Annotated in this window: 13 protein-coding genes; 9 read left to right on the forward strand and 4 right to left on the reverse strand. The window is 60.8% G+C overall.

Going from position 1 to position 12,971, the window contains the following annotated elements:
- Positions 1–69 precede the first annotated feature (69 nt).
- Genes moaE through moaC form a run of 3 tightly spaced genes read right to left on the reverse strand, consistent with a single transcriptional unit; the run spans position 70 to position 1,237 of the window.
- Positions 70–519 carry a molybdopterin synthase catalytic subunit MoaE gene (gene moaE, locus IF654_RS17965; RefSeq protein WP_047273475.1) on the reverse strand — a complete coding sequence of 150 codons (450 nt, stop codon included), beginning with the start codon at positions 517–519 and terminating at the stop codon, positions 70–72.
- Between the two features lie 2 nt (positions 520–521).
- Positions 522–767 carry a MoaD/ThiS family protein gene (locus IF654_RS17970; RefSeq protein ID WP_047273474.1) on the reverse strand — a complete coding sequence of 82 codons (246 nt, stop codon included), beginning with the start codon at positions 765–767 and terminating at the stop codon, positions 522–524.
- Positions 764–1,237 (reverse strand): cyclic pyranopterin monophosphate synthase MoaC, encoded by a 474-nt coding sequence (moaC, locus tag IF654_RS17975; protein WP_047273473.1) that lies wholly within the window; start codon positions 1,235–1,237, stop codon positions 764–766. Before moaC ends, IF654_RS17970 begins: the two co-directional genes overlap by 4 nt.
- Positions 1,238–1,437: 200 nt before the next feature.
- Between moaC and IF654_RS17980 the strand changes: the two genes are divergently transcribed.
- From IF654_RS17980 to ribD, 6 genes are all read left to right on the forward strand, one after another.
- Positions 1,438–1,884 (forward strand): DMT family transporter, encoded by a 447-nt coding sequence (locus tag IF654_RS17980; RefSeq protein ID WP_047273472.1) that lies wholly within the window; start codon positions 1,438–1,440, stop codon positions 1,882–1,884.
- Positions 1,885–1,975: 91 nt separating this feature from the next.
- Positions 1,976–2,713: a class I SAM-dependent methyltransferase gene (locus IF654_RS17985; RefSeq protein ID WP_047279847.1), complete on the forward strand. Its 738-nt coding sequence runs from the start codon at positions 1,976–1,978 to the stop codon at positions 2,711–2,713.
- Between the two features lie 92 nt (positions 2,714–2,805).
- The gene (locus IF654_RS17990) at positions 2,806–3,756 is read left to right on the forward strand and encodes a formylglycine-generating enzyme family protein (RefSeq protein WP_047273478.1); all 951 of its coding nucleotides are present in this window, start codon (positions 2,806–2,808) and stop codon (positions 3,754–3,756) included.
- Between the two features lie 39 nt (positions 3,757–3,795).
- A complete protein-coding gene (locus IF654_RS17995; protein WP_047273470.1) occupies positions 3,796–4,395 on the forward strand; it encodes a GTP cyclohydrolase II in 600 nt (199 codons plus the stop codon).
- 129 nt (positions 4,396–4,524) lie between these two features.
- The gene (locus tag IF654_RS18000) at positions 4,525–6,225 is read left to right on the forward strand and encodes a WD40 repeat domain-containing protein (protein ID WP_047282104.1); all 1,701 of its coding nucleotides are present in this window, start codon (positions 4,525–4,527) and stop codon (positions 6,223–6,225) included.
- Positions 6,222–7,328: a bifunctional diaminohydroxyphosphoribosylaminopyrimidine deaminase/5-amino-6-(5-phosphoribosylamino)uracil reductase RibD gene (gene ribD / locus IF654_RS18005; RefSeq protein ID WP_047282103.1), complete on the forward strand. Its 1,107-nt coding sequence runs from the start codon at positions 6,222–6,224 to the stop codon at positions 7,326–7,328. The genes IF654_RS18000 and ribD overlap by 4 nt, the downstream gene beginning before the upstream one ends.
- Here the strand turns inward: ribD and IF654_RS18010 are convergent.
- Positions 7,307–8,233, reverse strand: coding sequence for a LysR family transcriptional regulator (locus IF654_RS18010; RefSeq protein WP_047273467.1), 927 nt, complete (start codon positions 8,231–8,233; stop codon positions 7,307–7,309). The two genes, ribD and IF654_RS18010, sit on opposite strands and share 22 nt — an antisense overlap.
- A gap of 47 nt (positions 8,234–8,280) precedes the next feature.
- Between IF654_RS18010 and IF654_RS18015 the strand changes: the two genes are divergently transcribed.
- Genes IF654_RS18015 through IF654_RS18025 form a run of 3 tightly spaced genes read left to right on the forward strand, consistent with a single transcriptional unit; the run spans position 8,281 to position 12,928 of the window.
- The gene (locus tag IF654_RS18015) at positions 8,281–8,694 is read left to right on the forward strand and encodes a VOC family protein (protein WP_047273466.1); all 414 of its coding nucleotides are present in this window, start codon (positions 8,281–8,283) and stop codon (positions 8,692–8,694) included.
- A gap of 23 nt (positions 8,695–8,717) precedes the next feature.
- The gene (locus IF654_RS18020; RefSeq protein ID WP_047280177.1) at positions 8,718–9,845 is read left to right on the forward strand and encodes an efflux RND transporter periplasmic adaptor subunit; all 1,128 of its coding nucleotides are present in this window, start codon (positions 8,718–8,720) and stop codon (positions 9,843–9,845) included.
- Positions 9,842–12,928: a MexW/MexI family multidrug efflux RND transporter permease subunit gene (locus tag IF654_RS18025; protein WP_230683723.1), complete on the forward strand. Its 3,087-nt coding sequence runs from the start codon at positions 9,842–9,844 to the stop codon at positions 12,926–12,928. The genes IF654_RS18020 and IF654_RS18025 overlap by 4 nt, the downstream gene beginning before the upstream one ends.
- Positions 12,929–12,971 lie beyond the last annotated feature (43 nt).

Here is a 12,971-nt window from a genome sequence, read left to right on the forward strand (position 1 = left end):
TCACGTGTCAGACGATTCGGAATGTTTTAAAAGAAACGGGATCGGCCGGTGAATGACCGCCCCCCTACCCTACGTCCAGCGATCAGCCGCTGCGTGATCGCTGGCGCGTCCCTCCACCCAGCGCGGGCCGTCGGGGGTGTGTTCCTTTTTCCAGAACGGCGCCCGGGTTTTCAGGTAGTCCATCACAAAGGCACACGCGTCGAACGCCGCTTGCCGATGGGCGCTGGCGACGCCCACAAAGACGATGGGCTCTCCCGGTTGCAAGGCGCCCACGCGGTGCAGCACTTCAAGTTTGAGCAACGGCCAACGCTGCTCGGCCTCGATGACGATCTTGCCCAGCGCTTTTTCAGTCATGCCGGGGTAATGCTCCAGAAACATGCCCGCCACGTCGCGACCGTCGTTGAAGTCGCGCACATAGCCAACAAAGCTGACCACGGCGCCCACGCCTGCGTTGGCGGCATGCAGGGCGTTGACCTCAACGCCAGGGTCGAACGCCTCTGTCTGGACGCGAATGGCCATGTTCAGCCTCCCGTAACCGGCGGAAAGAACGCAACGTCGTCGCCGTCTGCCAAGGGTTCATCGAGTTTGCACAGGTCTTGGTTACGCGCACACATCAGGTTGGGCTCAGCCAGTACGTCCCACGCGTTGCCACGTTGCAACAGGTGCGAGCGCAGCTCAGCAATGGATGAAAAAACGCCTTCGACCTGCTCGCTGTCCCGCCCCAAGGCTTCACGGTAACGGGCGAAATACATGACGTTGAGCTTCATGACGCATCGGCCTTGAAATGCCCGCTCTTGCCGCCACGCTTCTCCAGCACGCGCACGCTTTCGATGGTCATGCCGCGGTCGACGGCCTTGCACATGTCATACACGGTCAGTGCCGCAACGCTGGCGGCGGTCAAGGCTTCCATCTCGACGCCGGTCTGCCCGGAAAGCTTGCAGCGCGCCACGATCAACACGGCATCGGAGCCCTGCGCGCTGAGTTCGACCTTGACGCCGGTCAGCATCAACGGATGGCACAGGGGAATCAGGTCAGAGGTTTTCTTGGCCGCTTGAATGCCAGCAATGCGCGCCACGGCGAAAACGTCGCCCTTGGGGTGGCCGCCACTGACGATCATGTCCAGCGTTTCGGGGCGCATGCGCACCACGGCCTGGGCCGCCGCCTCGCGAAAGGTCACGGCTTTGTCGGTGACATCCACCATGTGGGCACGGCCTTGTGAATCCAAATGAGTCAGCACTGGGTTACTCCCTTCAAGTGCGGCGATTGTAAACCCGCCTCTGCTGCATGCGCACCCTCGATCGCCCAGCAGCCTCAATGCCTTATGGCTCAAGGCCTGTAGCCAGGCGATCCACCTCGCGAATATCGCGCATTAGAACAAAGAATTGGCCCTGTTTTTATATTCGCCGTACAAGATTAAAAAAAAGGACGGCACGCACCATGAGTTTATTTGTATCCATTGTCTTGAGTTTACTGGCGGGTTTTGCAGTGCCCTTGCAAGCAGGCACTAACGCCAAACTGGGCGTGTTATTAGGACATCCCTTATGGGCCACTGCCGTGTCTTTGGTGGTCAGTTGTATTGCCGTAATGGTGGTCATGCTGATTTTTAAAGTACCTCGCCCCAATATTGCCGCCCTGCAAGCAGGTCCCTGGTGGATCTGGTTTGGCGGTATTGCCGGTGTGTTGTATATCACCGCCGCCCTGATATTGGTGCCGCGACTGGGTGCACTCAACTTCATCATGGCCGTGATTATTGGCCAGTTGACCATCTCGGTCATTATTGATTACTTCGGGTTAGTGGGCTTACCCAAACAACCCCTCAACCTGCAAAAGATCATTGGCGTCAGTGTGGTACTGGCTGGTTTTTTAATTGCGGTACGCAGTTAATCCGCGACGCGTTTAAAGGCAACAACTTCACCCACCGGCCTTTATCAGGGGTCGGCATTTAATAACAGCAATCACACTTAATAGGTGAGCAATGAGTTCTTTTACCGCTTATGACGCCATTGGCGATCGCTTTGAAGTCTTCACCGACACCGCATCGCAACGTTCCGTTGAAACCGAAACGTTCTTTCATATGGTGGGTGATGTGAAAGGCAAGTCCGTTTTGGACCTGGCCTGCGGTTATGGGTATTTCGGCCGCGAGCTGTACCGTCAGGGCGCGTCGCGGGTGGTGGGGGTTGATATCTCGCCGTCGATGATCGAGCTGGCACGCAAGGAGTCGGCCCGCAACAACGAGGCCATTGAGTTTCACGTGGCCAATGTCTGCGAGATGCCGGTGATGGGCCAATTTGAACGCGTGACCGCTGCCTGGCTGTTCAACTACGCCCAGTCGCCCGCCGAATTGGAAGCGATGTTCTACGCCGTTGCGCAAAACCTGCAGCCCGGCGGCAAGCTGATTGCCTACACCGTCGACCCCAGTTTCCGCCTTGAAGACGGCAACTTCACCAAGTACGGCGTACACGTCAAAAGCGAAAACCCTCACGAAGGTGGATTCCGCTGCCCTTCAGAATTTGTCACCACGCCACCCAGCGAATTCACTTTTTACCGCTGGAGCCACGAAGACTACGAGCGGGCCATCCGCAAGGCGGGGTTCAGCGACTATCACTGGCAACGCCCGTTGATCTCCAAAACCAATCGCCAGAAATTCCCGGAAGGCTATTGGGGTGACTTTGAGCGCAACTGTTTGCAAACCGGCCTGGTCTGCACCCTCTGACACCTTTTGCATCTGTAGTGGAGTTCGACGTGTCAAACACATCCAAGGCGTTTCCCCACTGGCCGGTATTTGACGGCCCGCTGACCGCGCACATGACTGACCGCCAATTAATGGGGCTCGAAGAGCACTTCCAGCCGGGCCTCAACCTGGCCTTGCCGCTGGCTGAGTGGCAGCAATTGACTCAAGCGCCAGCCAGCCTGCTGACGCGGCGCGTGGAAGACCCGCACGCCGCGCTGCCGATCCGCCTGGCGGCAGGCCGCTACCTGGCCGAGACCCTGGACCCGCGTCTGGATGTGCTTAACCCGCCGATGATCCGCATCGAAGGTGGCTGGATTGAAACCGGGCTGGATGAAGCCAGGGTCGACAGTGTCATGGACAGGATGCAAGGGCTGGGGCTGGACCGCAGCTGGATCGAAAAGGAAGTGCCGCGCCACACGGTGCAGCTTCAACCCTATGCCATCGGCAAATACCCGGTCACTAATCTGGAATACAAAGCTTTTCTCGAAGATTCGCTGGAGCCGCGCATTCCGACCAACTGGGCATTTGGGCAATTCCCGGTGGAACGTTCGAACCATCCGGTCTACGGCCTGAGCGCAGAAGACGCCGACGCTTACGTGGCCTGGCTGAGCCTGCGCTCGGGGCGCGCCTTCCGCTTGCCCACTGAAGCGCAATGGGAATACGCGGCGGCGGGGCCGGAGAACCTTGAGTTTCCGTGGGGTGAGCGCTTTTTGCCGGAACACGCCAATACCGCCGAAATGGGCATTTTCAACACCACCCCAGTGGGCATGTTCCCCCTGGGCGCCTCGCCCTTCGGCTGCATGGACATGGCGGGCAACGTTGAAGAATACGTGGCCGACGACTATGCCCCCTACCCCGGCGGACACGCCATCAGCGATGACCTGGTCACCGTGGTAGGCAACCACCGCATCGCACGGGGCGGCAGCTTTACACGGTTTCGCGACCTGGCCCGCAACTGCCGTCGGCATGGCAAATACCCGCGCGAAATCTATGTCATGGGCTTCAGGCTCGCTGAAACGCTGTAACCCCAACTAATAAAAATCCGTTAATAGGAAAGGAATTCTATGAACCCGCTGCGCGTTAGAAACCAGGTTGATATCCACCTGAATGAATCGGGTATCCCCGGTACGTTTTACAGCTTTACGGGGCTGGAAGCCGACAAGGAACATATCGTTATCAAACTGGGTCCGGCGTCGATCAATAGTCCTTTGGTGCGTTTGCACTCTGAATGCCTGACCGGAGATGTCTTCAGTTCCCAACGCTGTGATTGCGGCCCGCAATTGTCCGAGTCCATCGAGCGCATGCACGAAGAAGGCGGTTATTTGATTTACCTGCGCCAGGAAGGCCGCGGGATTGGCTTATATGCCAAGTTGGATGCCTATCGCCTGCAAGACACTGGCATGGATACCTTTGAAGCCAATCAACATTTGAACTTTGGTGAAGATGATCGCGACTTCACGGAAGCAGCCCATATGTTGAAAGCACTGGGGGTGCAACATTGCCGGGTCATTACCAATAACCCGGACAAAGTAATCGCCCTGCAAAACAACGGCGTGCAGGTGGACGACGTGATCCCGACCGGGGTGTTTTTGACCCGGCACAACCGGCCTTATTTACAAGCCAAGATCAATAAAAAGAATCACCACATCAACTTGTTCAAATAAGTCCGTCCGTTAAATACCCGCCGGTTCTTTGCAGGGGCCCCGTTATTTATCGTTTGTGGCAGCCCTTGCAAACAATCGGTTTTTAACGGCACGGCATGACGCACTTTTACCTATTCAGGATGAATACACATGAAGCACTTCGGCCCGATCAGCGGTATTGCCACGTTTAAAGATTTCTATGTCGCCACTGCCGGTTATGACAATCAGGTCATTTTGTGGGATGCCACCACCAAAACCCCGATTCAGCGCGTGGTGCATGACCACCTGGCCAACCAGTGCGCGTTCAACCCCACCGGCACCCTGCTGGTCAGCGCCAGCAGTGACTACACCGCGCGCGTCTGGGAAGTGCCGAGCCTGCGCATGAAAGCGGTGCTGATCGGCCACGATGACGACATCGAAATGGCCGCGTTCTCGCCTGACGGGCAAACCATCGCCACCTGCTCACGCGACCATACGCTGCGTCTGTTCGACCTCAATGGCCGCACCCTGCGCATCCTCGAAGGCCACACCGCCGATGTTATTTCAGTGTGCTGGGCCGCTGACGGCGCCACGCTGGTTTCAAGCAGCGACGACGGTTCGATCCGCCGCTGGGACGCCATGACCGGCGCACAACTGGAAATCATTGACCTGGGCGGGGTTGAAACCGACACCGTGGCCCTGTCGCGCGACGGCATCATTTTCGCCGGTGACGACGAGGGCAAAATCTCACTGATCAGCGCCCAGGGCACGTTCCTGCAACCGGCTCACACCGCGGGTATCAAGCGCATCATCTGGGACGACGCCCAGCGTCTGTTGATCAGCCTCAGCTATGACCGCTCCGTGATGCTCTGGCACCTGAACAGCCAGAACCGCCTGGAAAAAACCGCCGAAACCTCACTGCCCAGCATCATCTGGCCACGCAGCTGCGCCCTGCTCGGCACAGACCGTATTGCGTTCGTGACCTTCGGCTCATGCTATGCCACCTGGAACTTCCGCACCCAGATCTGGGACCTGGACGGCATCGAACCAGCCATCAGCCTCAACGCCGTGGCCTTGGTCAACGATGACATTTTCAGCATCGGGGATGCGGGCATCCTGCACGTCAACGGCGTGGCCAACACCCAGGCCGGCAGCCTGTGCAACTTCCTGCTGCCGTTCGGCGACAGCGTACTCACCGGCGGCCAGATGGGCACGGTGTTCGACGCCCGTACCGGACAGGCCCTGTACCAGCACCGCTCGCCCCTGAACTGCGGCACCACGTTCATCAAAGACGGCCAGTTGCACGCGGCCATCGGCACGTACACCGGTGAAGCGCTGATATTCAAACTGGATCATCAGCAGCCCGTCTTCCTCACGGAAGTGGCCATGCACGACAACGCCATCAAAGGCATTGCCGCTGACGAAACCTATATCTTCAGCGTGTGTGCCACCGCAGCAGCGGCGTTCTTCACGATTGACGACTTCACCGAACACACCTATCTGAACAAGGCGCACGACCGCATCTCCAACGGCTGCACGCAAATTGAGGGCGGATTCGCCAGCATCGGCCGCGACCTCAAGCTGCGCCTGTGGCGCAATGGTGAAAGTGAAGTCTTCGAAACCCCGCACAACCATTCAATCAAGTGCATCGCCGTGTCCAAGGACCAAAACCTGATCGCCACCGGCAGCTATGGCGGCACTGTGGCCCTGTTCGATGTGCGCACCGGCCTTTGGGAGAAGTTCGAGAAGCCGACCGCCAGCGGCATTTCCTGCCTGACCCAGGCGGCCAACGGCAACGGCTTTTTGGCCAGCGCCTACGACGGTCGCATTTACCCGATCACGGCGCGTGCAGGCAGGCCACTGCTGTCATGACCTATTTCACCGAAGTCGACTTTCAGCACATGCAACACGCGCTGTCGTTGGCTGAGCGTGGCAGCCACTCCACCTGGCCCAACCCTCGGGTGGGCTGTGTGATCGCTCACGGCAATTGCGTCGTGGGCGAGGGTTGGCACCGGCGGGCGGGCGGGCCGCATGCCGAGGTGTTCGCCTTGCGCCAGGCAGGCGCCCTGGCCAAGGGCGCCACCGCCTACGTGACGCTGGAGCCGTGCAGCCACATCGGCCGCACGGGGGCCTGTCATCAGGCCTTGATCGAAAGCGGTGTCAGCCGAGTGATCGTGGCCCTTGAAGACCCGTTCAAACAGGTCAATGGCCAAGGAATTGCCGCGCTGAGGGCCGCCGGGGTCGAGGTCAAGGTGGGGCTGATGCGCGAAGCGGCGAGTGAGTTGAATCGCGGTTTTCTGTCGAGCATTCAGCGCCAGCGCCCTTGGGTGCAACTGAAAATGGGCATGAGCCTGGACGGACGCACGGCGCTGAGCAATGGCCGCTCGCAATGGATCACCGGGCCCAAGTCGCGTGCCGATGTGCAGCAGTGGCGGGCTCGCAGTGCCGCCATCATCACGGGCAGCGGCACCGTGCTGGGGGATGACCCGCTGCTCACGGTGCGCCAGCTTTCCTCGCCCGAAGCCGTCGCGCCGCTGCGCGTGGTGCTGGACAGCGCCGCCCGAGTCCCGGCCAGTGCGCAGGTGTTTAACAGCAGCGCCCCGAGCCTGCACGTGGTGCGCCACGACACGCCTTTGCCCGCGAATCAGACCACCGAAGTGCTGCGCGTCGACGGCGATATCTACGGGCTCGACCTGCATGAACTGTTGAGCCAGCTCAGCCAGCGCGGGTTGCACGACGTAATGGTCGAGGCCGGTCCGACCCTGGCCGGGGCATTTCTCAAAGCCGGTCTGGTGGACGAGGTGTTGGTCTACATGGCACCCAAACTGCTGGGCGATCTGGCCCGGCCGCTGGTGCACATGCCGGAGCTGGTGCACCTCAAGCAAGCGCTGGACTTCACCTTGTTCGATGTCACGCAACTGGGTCAGGACTTGCGTTTACGCCTGCGCCCGGCTCAGGTCACGGGGGCTGCATGACCGACCACCTGCCGCACTTGCTCGCGCAGCCACCTATGCGCCGGGTCTTCGCCGAAACGGTTGTGCCAGAGCTGCACAAACGGGAACGGCGGAATCGGCAACGGCGGGCTGAGGCTGACCAGTTCTTCATCCAGCAACGCGTTATCCAGCGTGCGGGTGGCCACGGTGAGGATCAGGTCGGTGTTGCTGATCATGCTCGGGGCGGTCCGCCAGTGCGGGACACTGACCGCGATGCGGCGCTGCAAGCCTTCGTCGCGCAGCAGGCGGTCGATTTCACCGTTCGAACAACCGTCCACCGACACCGAAATGTGCGGGCGCAACAGGTAATTGTCCAAATCCAGCTGGCCGTTGGCCGGCAAGGTGCTGCGATCCAGCAGACAAGAGAAGGTTTCTTCAAACAGCACTTCGCTGGAGATGTCCGCGCTGAGGTTGGGAAACACCCCCAACGCCAGGTCGATCTTGCCTTGGGCAATCTGTTCGAGCATGCCGTGGCGGCTGTCCTGGGTCACGACCAGCGTGGTGTTCGGCGCCTCGGCGCGCAGTTGCCGCAACAGCTTGGGCAACACGATCGCCGCGCCGTAATCAGACATCGCCAGGCGGAAGGTGCGGTGAGAATTGGCGGGCACAAAGTCAATCGACTTACCGAGCAGGATTTCAATCTGGCTGAGGATTTCCTTGAGCGGCGCCTGCAGGTTTTGCGCCAGGGCACTGAGCACCACTTCGCTGCCCTGACGGATCAGGATCGGGTCGTCGAGCAACACCCGCAACTTGCTCAGAGAGTGGCTGATGGCCGGCTGACTCAAATGCAGCCGGGCCCCGGTGCGGGTGACGTGCTTTTCAGTCAGCAGCGCGTCGAGCACCACTAACAGGTTCAAATCAATATTGCGCAGTAAAACCATGACCATCCTGTCATTCACAAATCCGGGATTACCTTCCCGATACGGAGCGCCCCATGCTTCAACTCAAACGGATAATTGAAACCGCTCTTTACGTGAAAGATCTTACAGCAGCAAAAGATTTTTACTACAAAACCCTTCATTTGGAGGTCATGGTCGAAAGCGATGTGCTGGTCGCGTTTAACGTCGGCGACCTCAACACGCTTCTGTTGTTTAAACGCGGGGCGTCCCTTGAAACCAAATACCTGAGCGGCGGCGAAATCCCACCGCACGATGCCCACGGCCGGATTCACGTGTGCTTCGCCATCGACGCCGACGACATGCCCGCCTGGCAGCAAAAACTGGACGACAGCGGTGTGGCCATCGAAGGCCGCACGCAATGGCCCAAAGGCGGTTCCAGTGTGTATTTCCGCGACCCCGACCATAACCTCGTCGAATTGCTCACGCCGGGCTGTTGGCCGATTTACTGATTGCCTCTTTAAGGAAGAAGATCATGCCTCACGTCGCTGCAAGCACTCGTCCGCTGATCCGGCGCACAGCCCTTTGGGCCCTGATTGCTCTCGTACTTGCCGGCGTGGCCTGGGGAGTCTGGCGCTGGCAACAGCCTGCCCCGGCCGGGTATGTGGCGGCCCCGATCAAGGTGGCCGTGGCGCCGGTCAGTCGCCAGCCCTTCACCCGTTACCTGGAGGCCATCGGCGAGCTCGAAGCGGTGGAAGAAGTCAGCGTGCCGGCCGAAATCGGCGGGCGTATCGTCGAGCTGCCCATCGAGTCCGGGCAACGGGTCGAGCGTGGTCAAGTGCTGGTGCGTCTTAACGATGCCCCCGAGCGCGGGCAACGGGTGCGCTTGCAAGGTCAGGTGGACAACGCCCGCGTACGCCTCGAACGCCTGCAAAAACTCATTACCTCCAACGCCGTGTCGCGCGAGGCCCTGGACGATGCCCAGGCCGAATACACCACCGCACGCGGGGCCTTGCAGGAACTCATGGCACAGATCGAGCAGCGCACCATTCGTGCGCCCTTTGCCGGCACGCTGGGTATTCGCAAAGTGCACATGGGCCAATACGTGAACCCTGGCGACACCCTGATCAACCTGATCGGCAATAAAGGGCTGTTCGTCAATTTCAGCGTGCCCGAACAAGCCCTGGCGCACTTTAAGACTGGCAGCCCCTTGCTGATTGAACTCGATGCCCTGCCCGGCCAACCGGTCACGGCGGTGGTCAGCAGCGTCGACCCGTTTTTGGACCGCACCCGCACGCTGAGCGTTCAGGCACGCCTGCAAGACCCGCCTGGCGCAGCACTGCCGCGCATGTTTGCCCGTGTGCGCCTGCCACAGGCCATGCCGGAAAACACCCTGAGCCTGCCGGAAACCGCCGTCACCTACAGCGCCTATGGCGAAGACGTGTACGTGGTGCAACCGGCCCGTGATGAAAAAAGCGCGCCCACGGTACGCCGCGTGTCGGTCAAGACCGGCGAGCGGCGCGATGGCCGGGTGGTGATCGACAAGGGCCTGTCGGCCGACGATCAAGTCGTGACCTCGGGCCAGATCAAGCTCAGTGATGGCGCGAGCATCGAACCGGTGACCAGCGCCGCGCTGGCCGTCGAAGCAGGAGCGCAAAAGTGAAATTCACTGACATTTTCGTCCACCGCCCGGTGCTCGCGCTGGTGGTCAGCCTGATGATCCTGCTGGCCGGTCTAAAAGCCTGGATGGGGCTGCCCGTGCGCCAGTACCCGCTGCTGGAAAGCTCGGTGATTACCGTCAGCACCGATTACCCCGGCGCGCCCGCCGAGTTGATGCAAGGCTTCATCACCCAGCCAATCAACCAGTCGCTGGCATCGGTGGAAGGCGTCGATTACGTCAGTTCATCGTCGGTGCAGGGCCACAGTGTGATTACCCTGCGCATGGCGCTTAACGAAGATTCGGCCAAGGCGCTGAGTGAAGTGATTGCCAAGGTCAATCAGGTCAAATACCGCCTGCCCGAGCAGGCCTATGACCCGGTCATCGAGCGTTCGGCCGGGGACTCCACGGCTGTCGCATACGTCGGCTTTTCCAGCGACACCCTGTCCGCCGCCGCCCTGACCGACTACCTCAGCCGCGTGGTGCAACCGTTGTTTTCCACCCTTGAAGGGGTGGCCAAGGTCGACACGTTTGGTGGCCAGCGCCTGGCCATGCGCGTGTGGCTCGACCCGCAGCGCATGGCGGGCCACGGCATCAATGCCGATCAGGTGGAACAGGCGATTCGCGCCAACAACTTTCAGGCCGCACCGGGGCAGATCAAGGGCCACTACGTGGTGTCCTCGATCCAGGTCAACAGCGACCTCAACACCCTCGATGAATTTCGCGACATGGTGATCAGCAACCGTGGCGACCACCTGTTGCGCCTGCGCGACATTGCCGAGATCGAACTGGGCTCGGCCGCCTATGAAACCAGCGCCCTGATGGACGCCAAACCTGCGGTTCACTTGGGCCTATACGCCACGCCCAAGGGCAACCCGCTGCTGATCGTCGAGGGCATCAAGCGCCTGCTCCCCGACATCCAGAAGACCCTGCCGCCCGGTGTCGAGGTGGCGCTGGCGTTCGAGACCGCGCACTTTATCGAAGCCTCGATTCTGGAAGTGCTCGAAACCCTGCTCGAAGCGATCCTGATCGTGGTGGTCATCATCTTCCTGTGCCTCGGTTCGTGGCGCACCGTGCTGATCCCGATCCTCAGCATCCCGCTGTCGATGCTCGGGGCGCTGGCGCTGATGGCGATGTTCGGGTTCAGCATCAACCTGCTGACCTTGCTGGCCATGGTGCTAGCCATCGGCCTGGTGGTGGACGACGCCATTGTCGTGACCGAGAACATTCACCGTCACATCAAGGAAGGCCGCGCGCCGCTTGACGCCGCATTGGTTGGCGCACGGGAAATCGCCTCGCCGGTCATCGCCATGACCATCACCCTGGCCGCGGTGTACATGCCCATCGGTTTGATGAATGGCCTCACCGGCGCGCTGTTCAAGGAGTTTGCCCTGACACTCGCGGGCGCGGTGCTGGTGTCCGGCGTGATCGCCCTGACCCTGACGCCGGTGATGTGCGCCAAACTGCTGCCGCCCGGCCAGAGCGAAGGGCGCATGAGCCTGCTGGCCGAGGGTTTCTTTCACCGCCTGTCGCGCCTGTATCAGCGCGGGCTGGTGCATTCGCTGCGCGCACGCGGCGCGGTACTGGCGTTCGGCCTGCTGGTGCTGCTGAGCCTGCCGCTGCTATACGGCCACGCGGACAAGGAACTGGCGCCCAACGAAGATCAGGGCAACCTGCTGCTGGCGATCAAGTCCCCGCAACACGCCAACCTCGACTTCGTGGAGCGCTACGCTGCCCAACTGAGCGAACTGCTGGCCCGGATCCCGGAAACCACCAGCACCTGGATCATCAACGGCACCGACGGGGTTGCCGCCAGCTTCGCGGGGATCAACTTCAGCGAATGGGGTCAGCGCGACCGCAGCGCCGCACAGATCCAGAACGAGCTGCAACAACAGGTGGACGCCGTGGAAGGCAACTCGATCTTCGTCTTCCAGATGCCGCCCCTGCCCGCCTCGACCGGCGGCCTGCCGGTGCAACTGGTGATTCGCAGCACCGAGGATTACCGCGCGCTGTATCAAGCCATGCAAGACATCAAGGAACAGGCGCGGGCCAGCGGCCTGTTCGCGGTGGTCGACAGTGACCTGGACTTCAACAACCCGGTGACTGAAGTGCGCATCGACCGCAGCAAAGCCAACAGCCTCGGCATTCGTCTGCAAGACATCGCCAGCACGCTGGCGGTGTTGGTCGGTGAAAACTACACCAACCGCTTTGGTTTGCAGGGCCGCTCCTACGACGTGATCCCGCAGACGCAAGCCAAACAGCGCCTGACCCCGGACGCGCTCAACGGCTTTTACGTCAGCACTGACAGCGGTGTGCAAGTGCCACTGTCGACCGTGGTCAGCCTGCACAGTGACATCCAGCCCAACCGCCTCAAACAGTTCAACCAGCAAAACTCGGCCACCTTTCAGGGCATCCCGGCCCCAGGCGTGAGCCTTGGCGAAGCGGTGGCCTTTTTGGCCAATCAGAGCGCACAACTGCCTGCCAGCTTCAGCCACGACTGGCAATCGGACTCGCGGCAGTTCATCCACGAAGGCAACGCGCTGATGATGACCTTCCTGTTCGCCATCATCGTCATTTACATGGTGCTGGCCGCACAGTATGAGAGCCTGCGCGACCCGCTGATCATCCTGATCACCGTGCCCCTGTCGATCTGCGGGGCCCTCATCCCGCTGGCGCTGGGTTGGGCGACGCTCAACATCTACACACAGATCGGCCTGGTGACGTTGATTGGCCTGATCAGCAAACACGGGATTCTGATGGTCGAGTTCGCCAACGAACTGCAACAGGCCAGTGGCTGCTCCCCGGCCCACGCCATCATCCGCTCGGCGCGCATCCGCCTGCGCCCGATCCTGATGACCACCGCCGCCATGGTCGTGGGCCTGGTGCCGCTCCTGTTCGCCAGCGGCGCGGGCGCCAGCAGCCGCTTTGGCCTGGGGATCGTGATTGTGGTGGGGATGGTCGTGGGCACGCTGTTCACGCTGTTTGTGCTGCCGTCGATCTACACCCTGATCTCAACACGGCACACGGCGCCGATGACCCACGGGGTCTCCCTTGAAAAAGCCCCCTGCGGCGAGCCTGAAACCGTGTAAATCCCTGCGAAACAGGGCCAGCCAGGGCTGGCCCTCAACCGGC

The organism is Pseudomonas lundensis, assembly GCF_015377145.2.
In the GTDB taxonomy this organism is placed as follows: domain Bacteria; phylum Pseudomonadota; class Gammaproteobacteria; order Pseudomonadales; family Pseudomonadaceae; genus Aquipseudomonas; species Aquipseudomonas lundensis.